Raw genomic sequence first — 25,725 nt, 5'->3', positions numbered from 1 at the left:
CAGGCGTATGGGCGGCATCGTCCGAACGGAAGCTGCTCAGTAGTGCGCGGGAGGATCGCTGGCCGGGAAGGACTCTTCTCCCCATTCATCGGCGAGCGCGTCGGCGTGCTCGCGCGAGACCTCGTCCGTTCCCGGTTTCTCTGCGATGTCGGTGGGAGTCTTCTCGAACCCCGCAGTGTCCGCCATCGCGGCGGCATCGGCAGGGGACTTCTCGGACGCCTCCGCACCGCCTGACAATTCGTAGCCGCTCCGCAGCGCGTGCGAGCGTGCGTAGAGGTGGACCTCGTCGAGCGATGCGAGCTGACGCCGTGCCCCGTCGGAGAGGTCTTCGAAGAGCTGCGCGTCCAGGTTCAGATCCTCGGCATTGGTCGCGAGCGTTTGCCACAGGCCCAGCTTGCCCACCACCGCGCTGCGCATCAGCTCGGACTCGATCAGGAGGCTCAACGGCGAGCGGGTCAGCAGTCGGCCGTTGCTCTTCAGGCGTCCGAGGCGCTCTCCGGCCCAGGCGACCGCCTGCCGGTACGACCGCTGCCGGAGGCCGAGATCGTCTATGAGCTCGTTCAGGAAGGCCCGCTCCCAGCGCACCTCCTGCGTGAGCTCCGAAAGGCGCGCGTACACCGGGGTGTCGATGTAGGCCTCGGACATGCGCTCGAAGCGCTCCACGCCGGCCGTCGCGCCCGTGAGGTGGTCGGAGAGATAGAGCTCGAGAAGCTCGGAATCGAGGTTCTCCGAGACATACCCCGCCTCTGATGGGACCTCGTGGCCTGCGGCGCCGGTCTCGTCGAGAGGCTCGATGCTGCGCGGGCGCAACGGCACCGAGGAGGCGCCGCGTCCCTCGACCAGACCCTCGACCAGCTCGCGCAAGGCCTCCGCCGCAGACCGTTTCGGCTCCCAGCCGAGCTCCGCTTTGGCGCGGCCGTTGTCCATCAGAGGTGCGGAGACCGCGAGGTCGACCCAGCCCGCATTCGCGGCGACGAGACCGGTCTTGTGCCCGCCCGAGAGAAAGGCTCGAACCACCCGCGTGGGCAGTTCGAGGTAGCGGCCGTGATCGAGGATGTCCGCGAGATCCTGCGGGCCGAGCACGTCATCGGCGCAGATGTTGAACGCCCCTGGTGCGCGCTTCAAGACGGCGGCCGCATACGCACGGCCGAGGTCGTCCGCGTGCACGGCCTGCACGCCTCGCAGGCCCTTCGGCAGAGGCAACGTGGGAAGCGCACCCGAGCCCAGCGCCTGGACTGGCATCCGCTCGCCCAGGAAGTAGCGCTGCACCTCGGAGGCGGCGTCGGCTTGGAACACGAGGGCCGGGCGAAGCCTGGTGACGACCATTTCGGGGTGCGAAGCCGCGAACTCGTCGAGCAGCCGCTCCTGCGCCGCCTTGTCGACGCTGTAGTGGGACGTCTGCACGCCCTGGACCGGCCAACTCTCATCACGACGGCTCTGCTCCGGGTCGGGGGAGTACGCGCCCACCGATGACGCCGCGATGAGATGCTTCACGCCGGCTTCTGCAGCCGCCCGGGCAACGCGCGCTGTTCCCTCGACGTTGACGCGTCGCAGCAGGTCGCGCTGCGAGTTCGGCTGCACAAGCCAGGCGAGGTGGATCACGGCCTCTGCGTCGCCGAAGGCCTCGCGCAGGCGCGCCACGGCTTCCTCCTCCTCGGAGGCCGCCGCGATGTCGATCGCGCTCCACTCGCAGAGCGAGTAGGGCATCGCGTCGGTGTCTGGCATGCGCCGGGCGATGCCGAGCACCGAGGTCACCTCGGGCGTGGCGGCCAACGCCCTGAGCGTGGTCGTACCGGTATTGCCGGTCGCACCGACGACTACTACACGCATCAGAACTCTCCTTGTGGGGTCCGCCCGGTCAGCGGGATCTCATCTTCTGCTCGGTGGACATCGTGAAGCAGTTCTCTTCCCGCGGCGTCTCATCGCGCCCGATCGAGGACGACCTTGATGCACCCATCTTCCGCATCCAGAGGCGGTCAACACAGGGCCTGGACATCTCCGACCGCATCGCGTATTTTCGCAAGGCGCTCAGCGCGCTATCCGAACACCGTCCCCTCGTCAAGGCCTACTGCCCACAGCAAGCGGAGAGTCACTATGAGGAGGTCAACGATCGGAGACCGCAGTGAACATTCCCGCCCTCTCGCCCGACCCCGTCGCGACGATGTCGCCTCGCGGGGCGTTGAGCGAAGCCGTGCTGGGCAGACTCCAGGGAACCGGAGATACGCCCGGACATACCCTCGTCGTGCTCGCCCAGCGCACCATCGAGCAGTCGGGCGATGTCGTGAGAGACGACGACCTGCAGCTCGCGCTCTTCGCGCTGTACGCATCGTCGTACGGATCCTTCGGCCGGCTCGACGCGGAGCTTGAGTGGGACACGGGGCTCATCGAGACACGGCGCTCGATCGAGGCGGTCTTCGAGCAGGATCTGCGCGACCGCATCCCGGTTCCCGACCTTCCCGAGCCCAAGTCCGACACCGTCGCCCGAACGCTCTTCGACCTGACGGAGGCCGACTCCGGGCCCGGCCTGTCGCGATATCTCGCCAGGCGGGCGACGCTCGAGGAGGCGCGCGAGTTCTTGATCCAGCGCTCCATCTATACGCTGCGGGAGGCGGATCCCCACTCCTGGGCGATCCCGCGCCTGCGCGGGAGGCCCAAGGGCGCGCTCGTCGAGATCCAGTCGGACGAGTACGGCGGCGGCCGCCCGGAGCGCATCCACGCGGAGATCTTCGCGGCGACGATGCGAGGTGCCGGTCTCGAGGACGCCTACGGCGCCTATGTCGATGATGTTCCGGCGATCACGCTCGCCTCCGTCAACATGATGTCGATGTTCGGTCTCAACCGCCGCCTCGTGGGCGCAATCGTCGGTCATCTCGCCGCCTTCGAGATGACCTCCTCGATTCCGAACCGCATGTACGGCGACGGCTTCCGGCGTCTGGGATATGGCCAGGACGTCACCGACTATTTCGACGAGCACGTCGAGGCCGATGCGGTGCACGAGCAGATCGCCGCGAGGGATCTCGCGGGTTCGCTCGCCGAGGACCGTCCCGATCTCGTCCCCGACATCATGTTCGGGGCCGCGGCCTGCCTCGCCGTCGACGACTGGGCCGCGGAGCACATGATGGGGGCCTGGTCGCGGGGCGAGACCTCCTTGCGCAATCGGAGCGCGTTATGAGCGACGAGCGGCCCAGCATCACACCCTGTCCCGACGGACCACTCCTGATCCGCGGAGACGTCGATCTGCGTACGGCCGATGGCAAGCCGATTCCCCGGAAGCGGCGGACGATTGCACTCTGCCGATGCGGGCTGTCGAGCATCAAGCCGTTCTGCGATGGCACCCACAAGCCGGCCGGTTTCCGCACGGAAGAGGGATCCTGATGCCCGACAGACTCCGGGCCGAGTACGTCCTGCCCCTCCGCTGGGAATCGGACGAGGAGCTCCCCGAACTCACCGCCTATTTGCGCGCGCTGAGCACGTGGGTCGACGTGACAGTGGTCGACGGCTCGGATCAGGATGTCTTCGGCGCGCATGACCGCGCCTGGGGTGAGTTCGTGCGCCACATACCGGTGGACGCCCCGCCCGGGGCGAACGGCAAGGTGAGCGGCGTGCTCACCGGCCTCGCCGTCGCGCGGCACGACGCGGTGGTGCTCGCCGACGACGACGTGCGCTACCACCGCGCTGCGCTCGCCGCCGTGGTGGCGGGTCTCCATGGGGCCGACCTCGTGAAGCCCCAGAACTTCTTCGACCCCCTGCCCTGGCACGCGCGCTGGGACACCGGTCGCATTCTCGTCAATCGAGCGCTCGCCGCAGACTATCCGGGAACCTACGGCGTCCGCCGATCCCGGCTCGAGTCTGCCGGCGGCTACAGCGCCGATGTTCTGTTCGAGAACCTCGAGATGGAGAGGACGATCATCGCGGCGGGCGGGATCGTGCGCAATCGCCCGGACATCTACGTCGCCCGCCTTCCTCCTTCGGCGCGACGCTTCTGGGAGCAGCGGGTGCGTCAGGCGTACGACAGTTGGGCGCAGCCGTGGCGGCTCGCACTGGAGGCTTGCATTCTGCCGATCGGCATCTGGGCGAGGTGCAGGCCGGCCCGCATCGGATCGCTGATCGCGGCCGTGGTGCTGGTCGCGGAGTGCGGCCGTCGTCGAGCTTCGGGCGGCGAGGTGTTCCCGGCGACGAGCGCGCTCTGGGCGCCGGTCTGGTTCTTCGAGCGCGGGATCACGGCCTGGGCGGCTATCGCGCTGCGGGTGCGCGGCGGGGTGCGGTATTCGGGGAAGCGACTTGGGCGCTCCGCGAGGTCGGTCGGGGCGATCCGGCGCACGCTCTGGTAGGGGTCGGAGGACTGCAGCGCAAGCCCTGGATCGGACCGGGGGCGGTGCGATCTACTGGGATGACGAGCAGAGGAGGCGATCGTGGAATCCTGCCTGGATGAGCAGACGGACGGCTTGGTGCGTGAAGTCGCCGAACTCGTGAGCGGCCGTCGCTGCAGCGTGGCGACGGCGGAGTCGTTGACGGGCGGTCAACTCGCATCGGCACTCGCGGCGGGCGAGGCGGCCGGGGAATGGTACTGCGGCGGCATCGTCGCCTACCGCCCGGAGGTGAAGCACTCGTTGCTCGAGACACCCGACGGTCCGGTCGTCACGGCCTCCACCGCCGAGACCATGGCCTGCTCGGCAGCTCGTCTGCTGGGCAGCGACTACGCCGTCGGTGTCACGGGCGTCGGCGGCCCGGAGTCGCAGGGAGGAGAGCCGGCGGGCACCGCCTACATTGCCACGAGCATCGCAGGTGAGCAGCCGATCGCCGAGCTGCACCGCTTCGCGGGCGAGCCGCTCGCGGTGATGCAGCAGACCGTGAAGGCCGCTCTGGCGGCGCTGATCGAGCGGGTGCGTGAAGCGGAGACTCGGCGTACTCTTGAGAGCGAACAGCCCGTCTCCCGCGGAGGGAGGGAAGGGAAGGAAGACGCGTGTTGAACCTCACAGGCCCGCTTCGATTGCGTCTTCTCAATGATTTCGAGATTGTGGTGGCCGGGCTGCGCGCGATGCTTGCGCCCTTCGAAGGACGGATCCGAGTTGTCGAGTCGGACCTCCTCGACGAAAAGGCCACCAGCGATTCCGATCTCACCCTGTACGACACCTTCGGCAAGTCGCAGTTCGCCGATTCAGAGCTCGAGAGGCTCATCTCGGATCCGTTGGCCGGCGCGGCTGTGGTCTACAGCTGGAATACGCACCCGGCCGTCGTGAACAGCGCTCTCGAAAAGGGTTGTCGGGGATACATCGACAAGTCGTTGAGCGCGTCGGAACTGGTCGACCTTCTCGAGCGGGTCGCCGCGGGTGAGGTCGTGGTTCCACTACGGCGGGGAACAGACTCGGAGGGCTCTTGCTCCGGGACCTGGCCGGGACAGCGCGAGGGCCTGAGCGAGCGCGAGGCCGAGATCGTCACCCTCATCACGCGAGGCCACACCAATTCCGACATCGCAACGCGCCTCTACATCACGGGCAATTCAGTGAAGACCTACATCCGTTCCGCCTACCGCAAGATGGGTGTCGAACGCCGTTCCCAGGCGGTTCGCTGGGGCCTGGAGCATGGAATGATTCCACCGAATCTCGAGGGCGAGATCCTCCCGGAAGGCGCGACACCTCGAAGCTGATCCGCCTGCGAACGACAGAGCGAGAACCCCCCAGCTTAGGAGAGTCCGCAGGGCTTCGATTCACCCCTCTGGGTGGTAGGTCTGATGGCTACAGTGTGACCTGACGGGGGCGCCCGGTCGGTCGTCGACGGCGGGCGGTCCGAGCGCCCCGATCCGGTCCGTATCGGTAGCTATTCGAAGGCGCATCATGGGAACACTGATCTACAACGACACGCTCCGATTGCGGATCGACGACCGCACCCTCGAGCACCTCCGATTCGTGGTCTTCGAGAAGCTCCGCAAGAAGGAGTCTTTCGCTCTCACCTGGGTGGATTGCAAGTCCTCCAAGCAGGCGGCCTCGACGTCCATCTGGATCTCATCGGAGATCCCGATCGGCTTCCAGCTGTCGGGAGAGAGCGAGGCTGAACTGTCGCGGGAGCAGCTCGAGACCCTGATGAAGATGTCCTACAGCAACCGGGGCCTGATCATTCGATCCGAGTGAGGTACTCGGGTTGTCTCCCTGCCGACCTGAGAAGTCAACCCCGCAGACGGCGGCGTTCTCGCCTCGTAGGCTCGAGACGCCCCGACGGGATTCCGGCGAACCCGATCTCCGGTCGAGGCCCATCACACGAGAGAGCACCGAGCCGAGGCTGATACCCGATTCCGCCTCGCCGAAGTGCAGGAGGAGGCCTCCTATGAATACCGTCAGCAATGACATCGATATCGATCTCCCCGTACGTACCGTCTACGACCAGTGGACGCAGTTCGAGGAGTATCCCGCCTTCATGACGGGCGTGGAAGAAGTGCGTCAGCTCGACGACGAGCACCTCTATTGGGCCGTGCGAGTCGGTGGAGTCGAGCGGGGTTTCGAAGCTGAGATCACCGAGCAGCTGCCTGATGAGCGCATCGCGTGGAAGAGCACGAGCGGCCCGAAGAATGCCGGGGTGGTCACCTTCCATCGCCTCAACGACCAGCAGACCCGCGTGCGTCTGCAGCTCGAGTGGGAGCCCGAGGGGTTCGTGGAACAGGTCGGAGCCGCGATGCAGATCGATGATGCTCAGGTGGCGGACGACCTTCGCGAGTTCGCGCGTCTGATGGAGAACAACGGCTTCGCCACGGGGGCGTGGCGCGGCACGATCGAGTGAGGAGAAACCGATGGCGAATGTATGGGGCCAGAACGAAGAGAAGAACGAAGAGGATGAACTCGTCGTCACAACTCATCGGGACGAGCCGGATCCGGCGGTGACACCCGCGGAGGAGCAGGCCGTGGAAGTGCCCGAGGGGGAGGATCCGAGGGACGCGCTCGACGCGCTGGGTGAGGATGTCTCGTCATCGCCCGCTCGCCGCGGCCGCGAGGATCTCCAGGCGGAGTCGAGGAACGCCGACGAAGACTCGTGACCGACGTTCACACCGGGGCGCAGCCGTACGTCGAACAGCGTATCCGGGCAGTCCTCCGAGATCGTCGTGATCTTGGCGACGCCGGTGCCCCGAAGCGCTCTCGCCGGCAGAGTTGCCCGACATGACAGAGGGACGACCCGTACTGCTCGCTCTACGCGCGCTGAAACTCGGCGACCTGCTCGTCGCCGTGCCCGCGCTCAAGGGACTGCGGCGCGGCTACCCGTCGCATCGGCTCGTGCTCGCCGCGCCTCTCTGGCTCGCACCGCTCGTGAGACTCACCGGGGTCGTCGACAAACTGCTGCCGACACCGGGGCTGGACGATCTCCTGCCCTTCCGGCCGGGAGAGGTCGATATCGCGGCCAATCTGCACGGCAACGGGCCTCAGAGCCGGAGCATCATCGACGCGCTCGGAGCACGAGTGCGGATCGTGCACGCCACGGCGCCGGGAGCCTTCGGAGAGCCCTGGGTGGACGGAATCAACGAGCGCGTTCGATGGGCGAGGCTGGTCTCGGCGTTCGGTGCGCCCGCCGACCCCGATGACGTGAGCATCGCGGTGCCCGAAGCGTCGCCCCTCATCGACGGAGCCGCAGTCATCCACATCGGCGCGCATCACGGGTCGAGGCACTGGCCCCTCGAGCGTTTCGCGGAGGTGGTCCGAGCGATGACCGCCGACGGCTGCGAGGTCGTGTTGACGGGCGGTGAAGCGGATGTGCCTCGAGCGCTCAGAGTCGCGGAACTGGCCGGCCTCGACGCTCGTCGAGTGCTCGCGGGGAAAGCGGATCTGGAGGAGTTCGCGGCCCTCATCGCGCATGCCGAAGTGCTCGTATCGGTCGATACGGGGGCCGCGCACCTCGCCTCGGCCTATGGCACCGCGTCTGCGGTGGTTTTCGGGCCGGCGCCGCCCGAGGAATGGGGGCCGCCGCCCGGACCGCACACGGTACTCACCGATGCGAGCGTTCGGCGGGGCGAGGCATTCGCGTCCGATCCAGATCCGGCGCTTCTCGCCGTCACCTCCCGACAAGTGATCGAGGCGGCGCGTTCGCTCAGGGGCACGCTGTGAGCGGGCCCGGTGGAGAGCCTATCCCCAGATCTCGTCGGCCGAGCCGATCATGGTCCACAGGATGATGGCGAGCGGGCCTAGCCAGAGCACTGCCATCAGCAGCGCTTCGACACGCAGCCGAGCGCGGCGACCCAAACCGCTCGCGCGGACGATGAGCATCAGCAGCAGCGCGACTAGCGCCACCACGACCCCCACTCCGCACCAGACCGGGTTCCACCGGGCGAGCACGAGGAGCGCGATGGTAACGATGGTGGCCGCGATCATCGACGCATAGAGCCAACGGTTCGTTCGTGTCGTGTTCAGCGCGGGTTGTCGGCTGACGAGAGCGGGGTCGGCCTGCCCTCGATACGGATTCGGCACCGAGGCCTCTGCGATGGGACTTTGGGTAGAGCCGTCAAGGATTGGGCGATCCTGAGTGTCATCGCCGCGGGGCGGGTTCGCAGCGGTGCCCTGGCCGGTGCCGGCGTCGTAGCGACCGGGCGGATGAGGGGCGTCGGGGATCTCCTCGTTCAGGCGCTCCCTGCTATCGGGATCGATGGGCGGCTCCAGGGCGTCATCATTCGTGAGGGGGATCCGATCCACGGGGTCCGGGGTCTCATCGTTCTCCCGCGCTTTGCCGTCTTCTCGCATGGTGGGCCCCCTTCTGCAGTGCGACCCGAGCGGTCGCTCCCTGTCGGGAGGAAGTTAGCATGCGCTCGGAGGGCGTTTTTATGGGGTCGACAAAGCCGCGGTCATGACGTAATGTGCGAGCTTTGCGTGCGCTACGAGAGGCGCTTCGACCGTCCCGGTTCCGGCTCGCAGCGCAGGCCTCCGGGCGAACTCGCGAGCGCGAGCAGGTGCTCGATCCAGTCCGGATTGAGGTCGGGAGTGACGTCGTCACCGAATTCGAAGTACAACGGAATCGACGGGTGCAGCCAGAGGCTGTGCTGAACACCTTCGGAGTTCCACGTGAACACGAGGCTTTCAAGTAGGTTGAACTTCGCGAAGATCACGGTGCGCAGGTGCGTCAGCAGGCGATCCTCGAAGTGGAAGGAATCGGTGCCCGCGTAGTGCAGATATCCCATGAAGAACTCTTTCGTTTGCCGGTTATTGCTCGACGGCGTGCTTCTTCGCCTCATCCTCAGAGATGACGACGAGTCCGCGAGGCGTGTTCGACAGGTCGTTGAGCACTGCGAGCCAGACCTTGCTGAGTTGAGGGGAGCGACTTCCCGAGAAGCGGAAGATCAGCGGGACATTGGGCGTTAGCCACACTGAGAGGCGGCCGGCACCCTTCTCGGGTGGATTCACCCAGCTCATCAGAAAGCTCTCTTGGCGGCGGAGCTTGATCGTGATGGCCGCTTTGAGGTGCGCAAGAGTACGGTCCTCGAACTCATACTCCTGCGTTCCCCCGTATATAAGGAATCCCATGCCCAATAGTCCCACCACGGGGAGGCAAAGACAAGGAGAACAGCGAGAGTCGACCGGGGCGTGCTGTCGGTGACGCGGCCATATCCGCACAGCCTCCTTTGAGCACGCCAAACGTCACCACTTTGTCGTCTCAGTGCAGCACAATGAACGCACCATATCGCTCAGTCACTGAAGCCGAATCCTCGGACAGTGGCGAGGTACGGAAACCGAACACTGTTCTCGGCTCCACATCGAGAGGCCTTGAACTGCAGTCGACCTTCATGAGCCGAGCCTAGCCTGCATATCGGCGTACAGTCCCGCATCAGTTTCGTTCCGTTGCGAGGCGGAGGAAAAGTTTCTCGAGCTCATCTTGCCCGCTTTGTCGTGCGCGTGGCTCGAGGCGAGGGGGATCTCCCGTGCGCAGCGCACCTGTCAGCCTCGGGCGACTCTCGCGTCGATCGAGTGCCAACCCGTGGCCCCATCCGGGGCGGGCGCAGCGCGCTGCGCTGTCTGAACCTCGCCGTTCGCGCTGATCGCCCGGCAGGTGATGCGATGCGTGCCTGGGGTGGCGCGCCACGGCAGCCGCCATTGCACCCAGGTGTCTTGAGAGATCGCCTGGGCAAGTTCGGCGCGCTGCCAGGGAAGATCGTCCACTCGCACCTCTACCGCTGAGACACCGGTGCCGGGCTGCCATGCGACACCGGCGATCACGGTCTCGCCTGCCGGCAATGCGGTGCCGAGGCGGGGCACGTCGATTCGCGACTGGAGCTTGATCGGGCCGTGTGCCGACCAACCCCGGTCGGTCCAGTAGGCCTGCGCCCGATCGAAACGCGTGATTTCGATGTCGACCACCCACTTGGTCGCCGAGACGTAGCCGTAGAGGCCTGGCACCACCATGCGTACAGGAAACCCGTGCCGCTGCGGCAGCGGTTCGCCGTTCATACCTACGGCGAGCAGCGCACTGCGGTCATCGGTGAGCGCCTCCAGTGGCGTGCCAGCGGTGAAGCCGTCGACCGAGCGAGAGAGCGCCATGTCTGCTTCGGGCAGCGGTTGCGCCTGGGAGAGCAGGTCTCGAATCGGATATCCCAGCCAGACAGCATTGCCCACGAGGCCGCCTCCCACTTCATTCGAGACGCAGCTGAGGGTCGCCACGGACTCTTCGAGGGGCAGCGCGAGCAGGTCGTCCCAGCTGAGTCGGACTTCCTGCTCCACTAGACCGTGGATGCGCAGCTCCCAGTTCGCCGGATCGATATTCGGGATCGTCAGCGCCGTGTCGATGCGGTAGAAGTCGTGGTTCGGGGTAATGAGCGGGGCGACGCCGTCAACGCCGAGCTCTGCTCCGACGGGGAGCGACGGCGCAGGTACCGCCGGGCGGGGAAGGCGGACCGCATCGCGGACCGCGGTCGCGGCCGCCGCCCCGGCGCGCAGTAGATTTCCGCCGATGGTCGCGAGCACGCCGACTGCCGTGGCGGAGCCGGCGAATACGAGGAAGGTGCGTCGGGAGGCTTGGGAGGTGGGCTCTGGGACGGTGACCGTATCGCCGACCCCATCGGACGCTGCACGAGGTGATGCTCCCCTGCGCACGAGCGGGCCGAGCGCGAGCGCGGAGACGACTCCGGCGACGGTCGACGGGAGCCACGCGACCCACGTGGCGTCCGCTCGTGCGAGCGCCAAAGCCCCGACGCACAGTCCCAGCGCGAATGCGGTGGCCGCTCCCGCGTGCCTGCGGCGGGCCTCCCACAGACCCGTGGCGGCAGCGATGATCGCCACGCAGACGCCGATGCAGATGAGTAGGACTGCCTTGTCACCGGTGCCGAAGAGCGCGATCATGAAGTCTTTCGCCCAGGATGGTGCGAGGTCGATGATCCATCCGCCGATGACGGTGAAGGGCCCGGACTGCGCGGCGAAGAATCCGGCGCAGAGTTCGCCCGCCCCGGTGCCGAGCGCGGCTGAGGCGATGCCGGCGGTGCCGGCGGCCCAAGCGGGAGTGCGCTGATCCGTCATGATCGTCAGCTTAGGTTCGTCTCCTGAGCGGTCGATCGGTTGTCCGAGAGCACTGTCACGCCAGGTGAGCGGGTTGCGACCCACGAGGACGAGGAAGTGTGGACCCCGCTCGCACAGACCGTATGACCGGCCGGTTGCGAATCTTCACCCCCACCAGCGAGCATCTAATTCGTCACATGATGCGAAACTACGTAATTCACCCTGATGTGTGCAGCCTTGCCAATTCCTAATGTGGCGAACACACACGGGGGACTTTGTGGCGAGGCATTCGCAACCGTCGAAGGGATGAGAGCGAGGGTCAACGCAACAATCCTCGGATGACCTGAAGCCGGGACGAGGAACCAATGAAGACGCCACAGGCGCCGCAGAGCAGAAACTCGCGGTCACACACATTCGCAGAGGGTGATGGATCTCGTCGATCACGACGAGTTTCACGAGGCGCATGCCTGAGTCGGGGACGGGACAGCTTTCTCGCCCTGCTCGCGGCGGCATCTATGGTGTTCCTCGGTGTAAGTCCGGCGCTCGCCGAAGGCGGCGTTGACAGTGGGGTACAGGAGGGTGCCGGCGGTCAGGCCGCCCAGAACGCGCAGGAAGCTGCGCTCCGGCAGGATCCTGACCCCGCACCGGCGAAGAAGCCCGCACCCGATCCCGCCCCGGACCCCGCACCCAACCCGGCTCCTGTTCCTGAGCCGGCCCCGAATCCGGCGCCTGTGGCGGAGCCGACTCCAAGCACGGAAAGCGGTCCGGCAGCTCCCACGCCTGCAGAAGGCAATGGTTCGGCTGGCGAGGCGGACAAGTCCGACACCGCCAGCACAGAAGAAGATGCAGCGGCAAAGGACAAGAAGCCGGAGCTGCCGTATCTGCGCTGGGCGGTCACCGACAGTGGGGGTGCAGTGCAGCCAGGGGTGACGCTGCGTGTACAGGGCCCCCGTGACGATGCGATGGCCGATGACGGCGAGGACAGCCAGTGGGTGAGCGCGCTGACCACCACCGTGACGGACAACACCGGACAGGAAGGGTACAAGGGTGACGATGAGGATGATCGCCTCGGTCACTTCCTGGTGACCACTCTCACCGACGACGATAATGCGGATCGCACGCACGACATCGTCGAGGATGACACCGCGCGGATACGGCCCACGGAGGTGCCCGAAGGGTTCACGACCGATGACGACGTCTGGACCGAGATCGCTGCCACCACCTCCGAAGGTCAGAAGGTCGACGCGGTCGAACTGTCGAGAGAGGCGTCATCGGAGTCCACCTCATCAGAGGCTTCGGAAACTGCTCAGAAGTCGGAACCTCTCAGTGCACAGACCGAAGATCTCGGGTTCGGGATCCTCGCAGCACCACCCGGTGCTGACCCGACTGGGGCCTACCACGCCGATTCTGATGACAGTAATCCGACAACGTGGTATTCGTCCGGTGACCCTGCAGAAGCCACGAAGATCAACGACTTCTCGTCGCAGTATGTGCAGTCAGGAAACACCTACACGCTGCAGGCGACCTGGACGCGCCCGAGCGCGACAGGCGCAAAGGGGTGGTCGATCGAGTACACCGTCGCACCCGAGCGCTGGGGGGCGAGTTCAGGCAGCACGCTCGTTCCGCAACCTGACCGTTCAGCGGGTGGCATGGTCGTCATCATCGAGAACAGCAATCAGCAGAACTACACCACTCAGCGATGCATCTACACAAGCCAGGCGAACTATCCGGGAACCTGCACGACTGTGTCGAATGCGCTGACCTCCGACGACGGTGGGTTCACGATGGTGCTGAATATGCAGATCCCCCAGAACCTGTCTGGAAACCAGGGCTGCCCATCAACACTCGGATCGACCGGATACATACGCTCGTGGACGGGCAACAGGAACATTCAGGCTTGGGTGGCTCCGGTCAGTGTGGATCCGCCCTCGAACTGCGGCAAGATCGTCGTACACAAGGAAGTCCTGCGCGGGTCAACGGACCGGGTCGAGGGCGCCACGTTCCAGCTCTACACGAATCAGGGCGGAGCTCCCGGTGCGCCGGTGAGCGGCGATTGGGCGACCTGCACCATCGGCGCTGCACCGGCTACTACCTGCACGATCACGCTCGGCACGAATGCGGCGCATAACCAGACGTACGGGGTTGTCGAAACAGACCCAGGGGCCGGTAATGGCACCTGGGCGCTCGAGCACATCGCCACGGGCTCGGCGACCGGAGCACTTACGAACCAGGCCTACCCGGGAAGCACTGGCAATGTGAGTCTCGGCGCCACGGTGAACGTGCCGCGCTCGAGCGTGCAGGGCAACACCGCACTATCGAGTATTGGGAAGACAGTCAACGCGATCACAAACCCCGATCTTGAGGTGTCATGTACTGGGGGGTTGAACATCGGCCTCGTGCTCGACCTTTCTTCCTCGATCGATGCCTCGGAATCGGTGGCCTACGCACACGCTGTGCGATCCCTCGTGAACAACTTGAGTACACCGGGCGACCTCGTGAATATCGGCACGATCACGTTCAACAGTCAGGCCGCGCTGCGCCCGACACTGAGCGGAACAGCGGGCAGCTCGGTTGCGAACGCCCTGCATAGCTATCTCAGCAACACCAGCAACTATTCGGCCGCAACGAACTGGGATGCGGCCCTCAGAGTGGCGAGTGAACAGAACTATGACGTGGTGCTGATGGTCACGGACGGGGCTCCCACGCAGAGCGCGGCAACTTCGCAGGCAGACTCCGTACGTGTCTTCCACGTCGAGAACGCGGTGCTGTCGGCCAACGCGGTCAAGAACGGTGACGTACCGGTCTGGGCAGTCGGCGTCGTGCTACCCGGTGGGTCGGAGACGAACCTTCAGGCGATTTCGGGAACGAACCTGAATCAGGACTACTTCACAGCGGACTGGACCGAGCTGGAGAGCAGGCTCCGTTCGATCGCTCAGACCCTGACCTGTCAGGTGCCGATTACTGTCACGAAGACGGAGATTCCGTTCAATGGCCCGGAACGTCAGGTGGCCGGTGGATGGGCCTTCACTGCGACGAAGACTCCGGCTGACGCTCCCGGGACCCTGAACGGAGCTGCAACGCAGACTACGGTTCAGGGCAACGCAACCGCCGTCGAGTGGGTGCACAACTTCACCGATGAGACCCACACCGCAGGGGTCACGATCGCAGAGACTCCGAGGTCGGGATGGAGCCTCGATGACATCACCTGTCGGAACCGAGGGTCGACGGACGTTCCGATCACTCAGAGCGGCAACAGTTGGACCGTCTCATCGTTCGGCGTCGGCGACAACATCTCGTGCGTCGTGAAGAACAAGGAACTGCCGCCCCCGGTTGACCTCACTGTCACGAAGACATGGGTGGTGGATGGCCAGATCTACACGGACGGCAATCAACCGACTGAGGCGGGAACCGCAGCGTTGACGTTGACGCCCGCGCCGTCGGGGGTGCAGAACCCGCAGTTCGGTACGAGCTATGAGTACAGCGTAGGTGCGGAGGTCAGCATCGATGAGACCTACACGCCAGGCAGTGACGGGTGCCGCCTCGATTCGAGCGAGGTGACCTCAGTCAACGGGCTGAGCGCAACCCATGAGCTCGCATTTGAGCACACGCTGACCGTCTCGCCAGACCCGAATACGGTGACGATCACGAACACCGTGACCTGCGACGCGAAGCTCACGCTGGTCAAGGACTTCGATGTCTCATACGGTGCGCCGGAGGATACGAGCGAGTGGACGCTCACGGCGGGCGGCCCGACAACACCGATCAGCGGGACGACCGGGCAGGCTGCGGTCACGAACCGTACGGTGTCGCCCGGAGCATATGAGCTGAGTGAGTCAGGGCCGGACGGGTACATCCCCAGCAACTGGGTCTGCCTCGACGGTGATACCGCAGCTCAAATGGACGGCGACACGGTCACGGTACCGATCGGTGGCAACCTAACCTGCACCATCACGAACTCCGACAAACCGGGCTCAGTGAAGTGGAACAAGGTTGCCGCGGTCACGGATGAGCTGCTCGAAGGCTCGGAGTGGAAGATCGTCGGGCCGAGCCCCGATACCACGGAGACCACGATCGTGGACTGCGTCGAAGAAACTGCGGCGGACTGCGAAGGCTCCGACCAGGATCCTGACGCGGGCAAGTTCTTGTTGGAAGACCTCCACTGGGGAAGCTACACGGTGACCGAGACGAAAGCCCCTCCGGGGTACGTCGCGGACGCCTCCTTCACCTTCACCGTCACTTACGGGAACGCGGGAACAGTCATCGACAAGGGCGACCAGACGAATGCGCAGCAAGCACCGGTCGAATTGCCGATGACCGGGGGTCTCAGCACCGACCTCTTCACCGGATTGGGCATCGGGATCGTCGCGCTCGCCGCGGCCGGGTACTGGTGGATCCGCACGCGTCGGAAGTCAGGGGTTGCATGATCCACAAGTCCCGATTCTCTGACGTGCCACACGACAGGCAGCGCCGTGAAAGACCACACAACGCAAGCATCAGGAGCGCTCAGCGACGAGCACTCGATGAGAGGAAGACAATAATGAGACACCAAGATCGCGGGAGCGGAGTGCGAAAGGTGCTGGCCGTCATCGGCACAGCATCGCTGATACTCTTCGGCGCCGTCGCGGGGAGCACCGCTGCGTCGGCAGAAGTATCGCCGGCGAACATGCCTACTGGAAACGGGAAGTTGACGATCCACAAGTACGAGCAGCCAGCGGGAGAGACTCCGGATGCTACGGGCAATCCGCTGGATCCGGTGCCGACCGACTGGGAAGCCATGAACGATGTTCCGTTCAAGGTCGAACGGATCACCAATGTCGACCTCACCACGAACGCCGGGTGGGACCAAGCCAACGCATACGCTGCAAACCCGGCGTCGATCCCCGCCGCGAATCTGGTCGAAGTGGCGAACGCGGAGACCGCGGGCGGAGTGGTCGGGCCGCTGACGCTCCCGATCGGCGCATACCTCGTCACCGAGCTCGACATGACGGGCGGCAACATCGTGCACAAGGCTGCACCGTTTGTGGTCACGATCCCGCTGCCAGATGAAGCAACCAAGGGTTGGATCACGGACGTACACGTGTATCCCAAGAACTCTGTCGCCGAGGTGGATAAGGACGTGACGGCGCCCGATGCTTACGGACTCGGCGAGACGGTCACCTGGCCGATCGATGTCAAGATCCCGACGCTCCCACCGAATATGAGCTTCACCTCGTTCAGCATCTCTGACACGCTCGACGACCGTTTGGCGTATGAGGACTACACCCTGCAAGTGGACGGCACGGATGTCCCGGCCGCAGCCGTGTCGGTGACAGAGCCTACTGCGGCGACCGGCGGTACCTTCGGTGCTGTCTTCGATGTGAGCCATGCGTTCCTCACCACGAACGCGGGAAAGACCATCACCCTGGTGCTGACGACCACCGTCGTGGGGCCGGTCCACGATGGTGTCATCGAGAACGTTGCGAACGTCGACGTGAACGGCAACGAGTTCGCACCCGATTCGTTCAGCCGGTGGGGTGACCTCTTGATCCTGAAGATCGACGAAGCAGAGCGCCCGCTGGCAGGTGCGACGTTCCAGGTCTTTGCAGGAGAGTGTGGAGCGGAAGGTGGAGTCGGCACGGCGATCTCTGTGACCGCACCGGGCGGTGCGGCCGCGAGTGAGTTCACATCGAGCTCGTCAGGCGTAGTGCACATCGCGGGGCTGTGGGTCGGTGACGAGAACAACGACGTCACGGAGCGCGACTACTGCGTCGAAGAGACCGCGGCCCCCGCCGGCTACGATCTCGCGGATCCCGCTTATCAAACCGTGACGGTCGTCGCCGGTACGACAGAAGAGGGCGAGTACGACGCGACCTTCGTCAACCCGCAGAAGCCGCCGGTAGCACTGCCGCTGACCGGGTCGACCGGAACCGCACTGTTCATGGCTGGTGGCCTGGCGCTCATGCTGCTGGCGGGTGGCGTCGCACTGATCGCGTCGAAGCGGAAGAAGGGACGCATCGACCGAGTGATCGAGTGATGCATCGTTCGGATTGAGGTAACCAGGTCGGTGAGGGGGAAACGTACGCTTCCCCCTCACCGCCGCATCTTTCAGGCAGGAGTGCATCGTGAGCATCGTGATCGAGGAGGCGCGGCCACCCCACGAAACGTCGCTTTCGAAGGCGAAGTGGCGATTTCCGCTGGGCCCCTTCATCCTCGCCGTGATTGCTCTCGTCGGTCTGCTCGTGTTCATGTATCCGACCGTGGCGAGTTGGGTGGCTCAGTACAACCAGTCGCAGGTGATCATCGGCATGGAGGGGAGTGTCGGGCTGGGCCCTCAGAGTCGTCTCGATGCTGAGCTTGACCGGGCGCGCGCCTACAACGATGCGCTGGTCGGTGGGGCGCATCTGGAGGCGAACTCTCATGTGCCGATCGGAGAGGGGGAGGAGAGCGGAGGGTACGCGTACGATGACCTGCTGAACACGGATACGCTCGGTACGATCGGGCGCCTGCGCATCCCCGCGATCCATGCTGACCTGCCGATTTACCACGGCACCTCTGATTCCGTGCTCGAGCGAGGAGTCGGTCACCTGCGGGGCACCTCGCTTCCCATTGGGGGCGCCGATCAGCACTCGGTACTCACCGCGCACCGCGGCCTCGCGAGCGCTGAGCTCTTCTCAAATCTCGATCAAGTTGAGAAGGGTGATCGGTTCGTGATCGAGGTGTTCGGGGAAGTGCTCACGTACCAGGTGATCACGACTCAGGTCGTGCAACCCGATGAGACCGAGTCGCTGTATCCGCAGATCGGTGAGGATCTCGTGACTCTGGTCACCTGCACGCCGCTCGGCATCAATACGCATCGGATCCTCGTGACCGGGGAACGTATCGAACCGACGCCGCCCGAGGATCTGGCACGAGCGGGCAGCGTCCCCGATGTTCCGGGGTTCCCGTGGTGGGTCGTCATCATCTCCGGGACGGTGGTCGTGCTCGGCGGTGCGACCTGGCGGGCCGGGGTCGTGCGCCCCATGCGTGGGAGCTGATGCTGCCAGGGGTGCGCGCGTGACTCTGGTGTTCAGGGAAGCCACCGGGAGTACATCGACGCAGCATGATCAGCGGATCGACGTCTCACTCCCAGCGGAAGAACACCAGGGAGACCAGCGAGCTGATGGCGATCACGCACAGAAGCGGTACGACTGTCATCGGATCCACCGGCTGACCCGTCCAGCTCGCGGCAAGCAAGTCGGCCGATGCACCAAACGGGAGTGAGTCGCTGACGGGCTGCAGTGCATCTGGCAATGCGCCGCGGCCGCCGAACATACCGCCGAGCGCGCCGAGTGCGAGGAAGAGAATGATGCCGAATGCGATGGCCGAGTTCGTTGTCGGTGCGAGCGCGGCAACGACCATGCCGATGCTGTACATCGTCACCATGGCGAGCACACAGGCCCCCGCGACGGCGAACGCGTTCGCGGGCGCCACCGCGTCGAACAACAGGAAGGCGGCTGCAAGCGCGAGCACGATGCCCACGAGCGACAGCAGCGCGCTGACAATGATCTGGGACGCGAGGACCATGATGGGCGACGCCGGTGTCGCACCGAGCCTCCGCAGGATGCCCGACTTGCGGTAGTGAGACAGGTACGTGGGCATGTTGAGCAGCCCGATATAGGCGAACACCATCGTGAGCACGATCGGTAGCACGAAGAACTCGAAAGCGGTGAAGCCGGTGTCGCCGATCGGTTCCGCGGATGCGATCCCGGCGCTCGTGACCAGTACGAGCAGCGGGAGTCCCAGCGGCAGGAGCAGGCTGGCGTAATCGCGGACGAGCGACTTCGCCTCGGAAAGGATCAGCATGCCCCACGCGCGAATGCCGGGACGATGGACTCGGATGGGGCGGTCGGTGGGGGTCATGCTGCGGCCTCGTCCTCATGAGATTCGAAGCCGGTGAGTGCGACGAAGGCCTCTTCGAGGGTGTCTGCGCCTGCGAGTTCGGTGAGGCTTGCGGGCGTGCCTTCGGCGAGCACGCGGCCGTCTTGCAGCAGTGCGACCTGATCGCAGAGCCGGTCGACCTCGTCCATCGCGTGGCTCACCATGACGATAGTCGTACCGTTCTCACGCAGATGCTCCACCGTCGCCCAGATGCGTCGGCGGGCCGTAGGGTCGAGCCCCGTCGTGATCTCGTCGAGGATCACCACTTCGGGTCGACCGACGAGAGCCAGCGCGATCGACAGGCGCTGCTGCTGACCGCCGGAGAGCTTTTGGAATCGCGTGTTCCGACGGTCCCAGAGCTCCACGAGACCGAGGCTCTCCTCGGCGGATCGAGGATGTGGGTAGAAGCTCCGGTAGAGATCGACGAGCTCGCGCGCCGTGAGCGTGTCGTGCAACAGGGCGCTCTGCAGCTGCATGCCGAGCACCTGTCGCAGGCGGGCGCGATCGCGCCGCGGGTGCAGACCCAGCACCGAGAGTGTGCCTGAATCTGGTCTGCGCAGACCGCCGATCATCTCGACCGTGGTCGTCTTGCCTGCGCCATTCGGTCCGAGGACCCCGAATATGGACCCGCGGTCGACGCGCAAGCTCACTCCGTCGACCACTGATCGACCCTTGTAGCGCTTGCGGAGATTCGTGACCTCGATGGCCGGTGTCTGTTCGCGCTGCACTCGTGTCATGCTTCGACGTTACGAGGGTCGTGGAGCCTCGCGCACCTGCCGTCCGTCACGGCGTGCGTACATGACTTTCGGCACGGGCGACCATCATATTGGTGGCATACCGTGGTGATGTGCGACGAGTAACGGCCGATCTCTGGGCGGGCATCGCCATGCTCGCAGTGGTCATCGGCGCCGCAAGCCCAGTGCTGTTCGGTCTCGTGGACCCCTTCATCCACTACCCGGCATGGGTGGGTCTCTTCGTCGTGATGCTCGTAGCGGTCGCGATCAGCATGTTGGGCGGCCTCGGACGTGCATGGTCGAGCCTCGTCTTCGGGGTGGGAGTGGTGGCGTCCTGGGCTCTGCTACTGACCACCGTCGGCAGCACGGGCTTCCTCGCGATCGTCGTAGTGGTGCTTGCGGCGGTGAGCGTCTATCTTGTGCCGCGAATCATGACTGTCGGCATCATCGTGGGCAACACTGTCGTGCTGGCGACATCGTCGTATCTCAGCACGCACGAGATGATGGAAGTGGTGCTCGTCACCGGCCTGTACCTGCTCCTGCAGATCGGCACTGTGCTGTCTTCGATCGCGATCCTGCGTGAACAGCAGATGCGGATGAGACTGTCGGAGGCGAACATCGAACTGCAGGCCTCCGGGGTGTTGCTCGAGGAGAGCGCCCGGACCGCTGAACGCCTGCGGATCTCCCGCGACCTGCACGATTCTCTCGGTCATCGGCTCACGGTGCTGAATCTCGAGCTTGAGGCTGCGCGTCACAGCGATGGTGGGGCCGCGCGGATGCATGTCGAGAAAGCGGCGTCAGAGGCGCGCGGTGTGCTGGGTGACCTGCGCGCCACCGTGGGTGAGATGCGTGACGCGCCCAGAGATCTTGCGACTGCCCTGGGCATCGTGGTCGATGGCATACCCGACGTTGCAGTCTCATTGCGCGTGGATCCCGACTTGCAGGTGGGTGGTGAGACTCAGGAGGTGCTCGTGCGGGCGGTGCAGGAGATTGCCACGAACACGATGCGGCACGCTGCGGCACGAAGGCTTCGGATCGCGGTCAGCAGGGACGAGGACGGTTCTGTGCGCCTCGAATCCCAAGACGACGGCCGGGGATCTGCACGCCTCGCTCTCGGCAACGGACTGCGTGGAATGATCGAACGCTTCGATACCCTCGGTGGTGAAGTCGAGGTTGATGGTTCGCACGGATTCATGATCAGAGCGAGGATTCCTACCGCATGACCGGATCACGTGAAGCGGCCGCCGCGCAGACCGGAGAAGAGCTGCTGCGAGTGGTGATCGTGGACGATCAGGCTCTCGTCAGGCAGGGCATTCGTGCGCTTCTGACCATTGCCGGAATCGAGGTCGTCGGGGAGGCCGACGACGGCGCGCGAGCCCTCGAGCTCATTGATGAAGTTCGCCCAGATGTGGTGCTGCTCGACCTCCGCATGCCGCGTTATGACGGGCTTTGGGTGCTTGAACAGCTCGGTAGACAGGGCCTTGAGGTGCCGGTACTCGTGCTGACGACTTTCGATGACGACACGCTCGTGCTCGACGCCCTGCGTGCCGGGGCCCGCGGCTACCTGCTGAAAGACGTCACACTGGAGCAGCTCGTACAGGCCGTCAGATCGTTGGCGGCGGGCGGTACGCTCGTGGCCCCATCCATCACAGATCGTCTCCTGCGCGCGATCAGGTCGAGTTCGTCGCTGGGAGCTGCTCAGGCGCAGCCGGTTCAACCCCTTACAGAACGGGAGACCGAGGTATTGAGGCTCCTCGCTGAGGGATACAGCAATCGACAGATCGCTGAGGCACTGTTCCTGGCCGAGGGCACCATCAAGAACCACGTCTCGACGCTGCTGGCGAAGCTCGGTGCTCGCGACCGAACGAATGCGGTGCTGCGCGCCCTGCACGAGGGATTGCTCAGTTAGTTGCGGAGGTGGTGACTCGACATCCGGTGACGCACGCATCACGGCATCCGCAGGGGTGAAATTGAGGGTGAAAGATACTCGTCTGATGAGGGAGTGCCTGGATTCTCCGCTTGGATAGAACCGGCACAAAAACGGATCTCGTATGTCTCGTGCGCCGACCATCGCGTCGGGTACGGCAAGATGGGATCCGGTGAAGGCGCAGCTTGGGGATGCGAGCCCGCATCTCTCTCATTGAGCCTGCGCTCTGTGCAGAACTGAATATGCTTCGAGAACTGGGGAGATCTCATGAGGATCCGTTGGAGAAATTGGACATCTGGAAGGCAGAACAGAGCAAGAATCGCCTCGCGCGTCATCGCTCTCCTCTCTGCCTTCGTTCTGGGCCTCGGCTTCGCCGCAGCGACGGCGACGACTGCACAGGCCGCAACCCCAGGCATTGCGATTGACGTGCTGCATAACGGGTCGGCGCTGCAAGACGGCGACGTGGTTCCCGAGGGCGATCCGCTCGTGCTGCGCGTCCAATACGACGCGGCTGAAGACATCGCCGGTAAGGAGATTGTTCTCACCCTCCCGGCAAACATCGACGCCGGTTCCTTCCCCAACAACGAAGCTATTGAGTCGATCGTTCAGAACGATGACGGCACCATCACGATCACATTCAAAGACCCTCTCCCGAGCGGGGTCACCGAGGGCGTTCTCGCGATTAATCTGACCGCGGGTGAGGTCGACGGCAACACCGAGTCGCCCATTTCGTGGCGCATCGACGACGATCAGGGCGGCGTCGATATCGTCATCGAGAACGTCGAAGAGCCCCCGGTTGAGGTCGAGGACGGTGCAGCCAAGTCGGTGAGCCCGAGCAATCTCGATGGCTTCGTGCAGACATCTGGCTCGCCCGACTACGAGTTCACTGGTCTGAGCGATGATCTGCTCGGTCAGGAGCTCACTTACACGCTGACCCTCGACTCGGCCGAGGCTCGTGCCGGCTATGCGATCACGGACACGCTCCCCGACTACTTCAGTATCGTGCCCGACTCGTACTCGGCGACGCTCACCGCAAATGGTGAGACCAACCCCTTCGCATTCGCGCCGACCACCGCAACCGATGGCAGCGGCTTCACCGGTTCAGTGGACGTGCCCGAGCAGTCGCAGCTCGTCATCACCTACAAGGTGAAGGTCACTGACCAGGCTGCCCTTGGGGAGCTCGAGGATCTGCTGCGAGAGCAGTACGAGGCGCGCAACGACCGACCCGGCAACTACCAGATCCTCCGTACGAACACGGCGTCGTTCGGCACTGACTACGAACGCACCGCGGATGTGAGGTTGCGCGGCAGCATTCCGGGAGTTGGGGTCGGCGAGCTCTTCGACAAGACCGGCAACTGGACTCTGCAGGACGTCGTCACCGACGAGGACGGGAACCTGGTTCCCGCAGCAGAGATGAACTACGAGCTGAAGGCGGACCTCTCTGCGTGGGACGGCCGCAACCCGAACTTCACGCTGCAGCAGAACGTGGTCATCAGCGACGAGCTGATTGAGCAGGCTTCCTGGGTAACCGGAGATGACTTCATCTCCGTGACCGGTGACGGCCCGATCACTTCGCTGACAGAGGCGAGCGGCTTCACCGGTACTGCGGTGGAGTTTGCGCACGATGACTACGTCGGTCAGTGGGCCATCGTCGACAACACGCTGCTCATCAACGTGGGCAAGAACGATCCCGCCAACCCGACTGACATCACGATCCACGCGAAGGCGCAGTTGGACACGATTGACGGTCTCACCGAGACCGATACCACGGTCCAAGGTGGCACCGGCTACGAATGGAACAACACGGCGAGCTTCTACTACGGTGGCAGCAACCCCGCGACGCACGACCACGATGCGACGGTCGTGGACATGCCCGACGACCGTGACGGCGGCGTGAACGACTCGTCTGCGTTCAACAAGACTGCCGACAATGGCGAGGTGCGGGTCAATCCGGGCGAGACCGCGCAGGTGCCCTACACCTTCAGGATCGACACGAGCAAGCCGAACATCGATGCATTGAACTTCCGCATCATCGATGAACTCGACACTGATGTGTTCGACGTCTCTGACCTCGCGTCGACGCCGATTTCCGGTGACTACGGTGGCCAGGCGATGTCGAGCGAGCACTTCGTGGTCGGTCTGAACGACGACGGAAATGTCGAGATCGTGCTGAGCGAAGCGGGCAAGGAGCTCGTGGGTAACGCTGATCCCGATCAGGTGCTGACGATCAACGTTGCGTTCACGACCGTGGCATTCGAGGGCAAAGAGACCTTCGAGATCTACAACCGTGCTTCGCTCTTGAGCGAGGGCAGCGAGTGGGATTACTGGAGCGACATCAACTCCGAAGCCACCTCCTACGGTGACGAGGCCGAGATGCGCAAGCGCATCTACAATGAGGTCTCCGAAGACTGGGTCGCCGACCTCGACGCGGCGATTGAGGGCGGCGAGTTCGTGAACGACCTCTTCGTCTATTCGATCGAGCTGATTCCGCGTGGCAACTACGGCCAGGATGTTCCGGTGAAGATCTTCACCCGTGAAGACGTGCTCCCAGACGCGGTGGACTTCCGCGGCTTCGTGACCCTCGACGAAAACGGGGTGCCCTCGCTCGACGGTGCCAGCTCAGACGATGTCGACATGAACGGCAACGTGGTGGCGAGTTACGCCGATGGCGTGGTGACCGTGCAGCAGCGTGCGGATACGAACCTCGACCCGAATGACGGACGGATCGTCGTGTACTTCGCGGTGCAGGCGAACGATGCCTCGCAGGTGATCGTGAACACGATCGCAGGCTCCGAGACGACGATCACGCCGAAGGGTGATCCGAGCATCGATATCGAGAAGTGGAACGACGAGGGCGAGGCGCCGGAGTACGACGAGACCGGTGCGCTGTTGAACGATGGCTACGCTGGCGACTTCGATGAGGCACCGGGCAAGCAGCTCGAGGCGGGTGAGCTGGTGGACATTCACTTCACCGTCTCGAACGATGGTCGCGAGGCGCTGACCCAGGTCAAGGTGAGCGATGAGCTCGTGAGCGGCAAGGGCGCGATCGAGAATCTCGTCTGCGTCTTCCCCGACGAGTCGACCGGCACTGAGTGGGACGGCCCGTTCGCGATCGGTGAGCAGTTCCAGTGCACGGGTCAGCTTCCCGCGATGCTCGCTGGTGACACCCACGCCAACACGGCGAAGGTGACTGCGGTCGGGGAGTTCACCGGCATCGAGGTCGACGACGAGGATTCATGGAACTCGTTCGTGCCGAAGAGCGACGACGAAGGTTCTAAGGGCGACGATGATGGTACTTCATCGACCACCAAGGGTCCGGATTCTGACAACGACTCCGACCTGTCCGTGACCGGTGCGGGTTCACCGTACTGGATCGCAGCGGGTGCACTGCTCCTCCTCCTCGCCGGCGGAGCGACGATGCTGCTGCGTCGTCGCGGAGGCTCGGCCATGAGCGACGCGACCGAGTAATTATCGAAAGTTGAGTGAGTACGTGAGGCGTCGATCCATTCGAGGGTCGGCGCCTCACTACTGTGCTCGAGACGCACCACAGCATGGTTCTCCGCTGAAGCCCCGTCCATCAATGCGGGGGTGCGGCTACCACGCGAGACCGAGCAAGTCGTCGAACCGGTGAGTGCATGTGGGGTGCTTCACTGCAGAGTTCATCGAGGTCGTCTGTTCGTCAGAGTATTCTTGTCCACAAGCTGGCCCGATCCGT

The 25,725-nt window shown here is 64.6% G+C and carries 23 protein-coding genes; 16 read left to right on the top strand and 7 right to left on the bottom strand.

The annotated features are described in order from the left end of the window. Positions 1 to 36: 36 nt before the first annotated feature. Positions 37 to 1,830 (bottom strand): NAD-dependent epimerase/dehydratase family protein, encoded by a 1,794-nt coding sequence (locus tag ACUYV6_RS11670; protein WP_449278851.1) that lies wholly within the window; start codon positions 1,828 to 1,830, stop codon positions 37 to 39. 53 nt (positions 1,831 to 1,883) lie between these two features. On the opposite strand from ACUYV6_RS11670, the gene ACUYV6_RS11665 reads away from it, so the two are divergent. The 10 genes from ACUYV6_RS11665 (at position 1,884) to ACUYV6_RS11620 (ending at position 8,084) form a co-directional block, all read left to right on the top strand. Then, positions 1,884 to 2,126, top strand: coding sequence for a hypothetical protein (locus ACUYV6_RS11665; protein ID WP_449278850.1), 243 nt, complete (start codon positions 1,884 to 1,886; stop codon positions 2,124 to 2,126). 35 nt (positions 2,127 to 2,161) lie between these two features. After that, on the top strand, positions 2,162 to 3,172 hold the full coding sequence (locus ACUYV6_RS11660; protein WP_449278861.1) for an iron-containing redox enzyme family protein: 1,011 nt from the start codon (positions 2,162 to 2,164) through the stop codon (positions 3,170 to 3,172). Next, positions 3,169 to 3,375, top strand: a complete 207-nt coding sequence (locus tag ACUYV6_RS11655) for a CDGSH iron-sulfur domain-containing protein (protein ID WP_449278849.1) — start codon at positions 3,169 to 3,171, stop codon at positions 3,373 to 3,375. Before ACUYV6_RS11660 ends, ACUYV6_RS11655 begins: the two co-directional genes overlap by 4 nt. Then, positions 3,375 to 4,331 carry a glycosyltransferase gene (locus ACUYV6_RS11650; RefSeq protein ID WP_449278848.1) on the top strand — a complete coding sequence of 319 codons (957 nt, stop codon included), beginning with the start codon at positions 3,375 to 3,377 and terminating at the stop codon, positions 4,329 to 4,331. The genes ACUYV6_RS11655 and ACUYV6_RS11650 overlap by 1 nt, the downstream gene beginning before the upstream one ends. Positions 4,332 to 4,412: 81 nt before the next feature. Then, positions 4,413 to 4,970, top strand: a complete 558-nt coding sequence (locus tag ACUYV6_RS11645; protein WP_449278847.1) for a CinA family protein — start codon at positions 4,413 to 4,415, stop codon at positions 4,968 to 4,970. Beyond that, positions 4,964 to 5,647 (top strand): LuxR C-terminal-related transcriptional regulator, encoded by a 684-nt coding sequence (locus tag ACUYV6_RS11640; protein ID WP_449278846.1) that lies wholly within the window; start codon positions 4,964 to 4,966, stop codon positions 5,645 to 5,647. Before ACUYV6_RS11645 ends, ACUYV6_RS11640 begins: the two co-directional genes overlap by 7 nt. Positions 5,648 to 5,834: 187 nt before the next feature. Then, positions 5,835 to 6,128 (top strand): DUF7882 family protein, encoded by a 294-nt coding sequence (locus ACUYV6_RS11635; RefSeq protein WP_449278845.1) that lies wholly within the window; start codon positions 5,835 to 5,837, stop codon positions 6,126 to 6,128. 193 nt (positions 6,129 to 6,321) lie between these two features. Further along, positions 6,322 to 6,771 (top strand): SRPBCC family protein, encoded by a 450-nt coding sequence (locus ACUYV6_RS11630; protein ID WP_449278844.1) that lies wholly within the window; start codon positions 6,322 to 6,324, stop codon positions 6,769 to 6,771. A gap of 10 nt (positions 6,772 to 6,781) precedes the next feature. Further along, positions 6,782 to 7,024, top strand: coding sequence for a hypothetical protein (locus ACUYV6_RS11625; protein WP_449278843.1), 243 nt, complete (start codon positions 6,782 to 6,784; stop codon positions 7,022 to 7,024). A 121-nt stretch (positions 7,025 to 7,145) separates the two neighbouring features. Further along, positions 7,146 to 8,084, top strand: a complete 939-nt coding sequence (locus tag ACUYV6_RS11620) for a glycosyltransferase family 9 protein (RefSeq protein WP_449278842.1) — start codon at positions 7,146 to 7,148, stop codon at positions 8,082 to 8,084. An 18-nt stretch (positions 8,085 to 8,102) separates the two neighbouring features. On the opposite strand, the gene ACUYV6_RS11615 is transcribed toward ACUYV6_RS11620, so the two are convergent. The 4 genes from ACUYV6_RS11615 to ACUYV6_RS11600 form a co-directional block, all read right to left on the bottom strand. Continuing rightward, on the bottom strand, positions 8,103 to 8,714 hold the full coding sequence (locus tag ACUYV6_RS11615; protein WP_449278841.1) for a hypothetical protein: 612 nt from the start codon (positions 8,712 to 8,714) through the stop codon (positions 8,103 to 8,105). Between the two features lie 131 nt (positions 8,715 to 8,845). After that, positions 8,846 to 9,148 carry a DUF7882 family protein gene (locus tag ACUYV6_RS11610; protein WP_449278840.1) on the bottom strand — a complete coding sequence of 101 codons (303 nt, stop codon included), beginning with the start codon at positions 9,146 to 9,148 and terminating at the stop codon, positions 8,846 to 8,848. A 22-nt stretch (positions 9,149 to 9,170) separates the two neighbouring features. Then, positions 9,171 to 9,491: a DUF7882 family protein gene (locus tag ACUYV6_RS11605; RefSeq protein ID WP_449278839.1), complete on the bottom strand. Its 321-nt coding sequence runs from the start codon at positions 9,489 to 9,491 to the stop codon at positions 9,171 to 9,173. Positions 9,492 to 9,902: 411 nt separating this feature from the next. Further along, positions 9,903 to 11,474, bottom strand: coding sequence for a molybdopterin-dependent oxidoreductase (locus ACUYV6_RS11600; RefSeq protein ID WP_449278838.1), 1,572 nt, complete (start codon positions 11,472 to 11,474; stop codon positions 9,903 to 9,905). A gap of 494 nt (positions 11,475 to 11,968) precedes the next feature. Between ACUYV6_RS11600 and ACUYV6_RS11595 the strand changes: the two genes are divergently transcribed. From ACUYV6_RS11595 to ACUYV6_RS11585, 3 genes are all read left to right on the top strand, one after another. Then, a complete protein-coding gene (locus tag ACUYV6_RS11595) occupies positions 11,969 to 15,877 on the top strand; it encodes a SpaA isopeptide-forming pilin-related protein (RefSeq protein ID WP_449278837.1) in 3,909 nt (1,302 codons plus the stop codon). A 113-nt stretch (positions 15,878 to 15,990) separates the two neighbouring features. After that, entirely contained in the window at positions 15,991 to 17,466 is a 1,476-nt protein-coding gene (locus ACUYV6_RS11590; protein ID WP_449278836.1) for a SpaH/EbpB family LPXTG-anchored major pilin, read from the top strand. 88 nt (positions 17,467 to 17,554) lie between these two features. After that, on the top strand, positions 17,555 to 18,466 hold the full coding sequence (locus ACUYV6_RS11585; RefSeq protein WP_449278835.1) for a class C sortase: 912 nt from the start codon (positions 17,555 to 17,557) through the stop codon (positions 18,464 to 18,466). An 85-nt stretch (positions 18,467 to 18,551) separates the two neighbouring features. On the opposite strand, the gene ACUYV6_RS11580 is transcribed toward ACUYV6_RS11585, so the two are convergent. Continuing rightward, a complete protein-coding gene (locus ACUYV6_RS11580; protein WP_449278834.1) occupies positions 18,552 to 19,331 on the bottom strand; it encodes an ABC transporter permease in 780 nt (259 codons plus the stop codon). Beyond that, a complete protein-coding gene (locus ACUYV6_RS11575) occupies positions 19,328 to 20,086 on the bottom strand; it encodes an ABC transporter ATP-binding protein (RefSeq protein ID WP_449278833.1) in 759 nt (252 codons plus the stop codon). The genes ACUYV6_RS11580 and ACUYV6_RS11575 overlap by 4 nt, the downstream gene beginning before the upstream one ends. Positions 20,087 to 20,196: 110 nt before the next feature. Between ACUYV6_RS11575 and ACUYV6_RS11570 the strand changes: the two genes are divergently transcribed. The 3 genes from ACUYV6_RS11570 (at position 20,197) to ACUYV6_RS11560 (ending at position 25,478) form a co-directional block, all read left to right on the top strand. Then, positions 20,197 to 21,306, top strand: coding sequence for a sensor histidine kinase (locus tag ACUYV6_RS11570; RefSeq protein WP_449278832.1), 1,110 nt, complete (start codon positions 20,197 to 20,199; stop codon positions 21,304 to 21,306). Next, positions 21,303 to 21,992 (top strand): response regulator, encoded by a 690-nt coding sequence (locus tag ACUYV6_RS11565; RefSeq protein ID WP_449278831.1) that lies wholly within the window; start codon positions 21,303 to 21,305, stop codon positions 21,990 to 21,992. Before ACUYV6_RS11570 ends, ACUYV6_RS11565 begins: the two co-directional genes overlap by 4 nt. A 285-nt stretch (positions 21,993 to 22,277) precedes the next feature. Further along, complete coding sequence (locus ACUYV6_RS11560) at positions 22,278 to 25,478, top strand: hypothetical protein (protein WP_449278830.1); 3,201 nt, start codon at positions 22,278 to 22,280, stop codon at positions 25,476 to 25,478. Positions 25,479 to 25,725: the final 247 nt, after the last annotated feature.

It is taken from the genome of Leucobacter sp. GX24907, assembly GCF_053567335.1.
The sequence above is the reverse complement of the archived record's forward strand: the minus strand, read 5'-3'. Positions and strand labels throughout refer to the sequence as shown.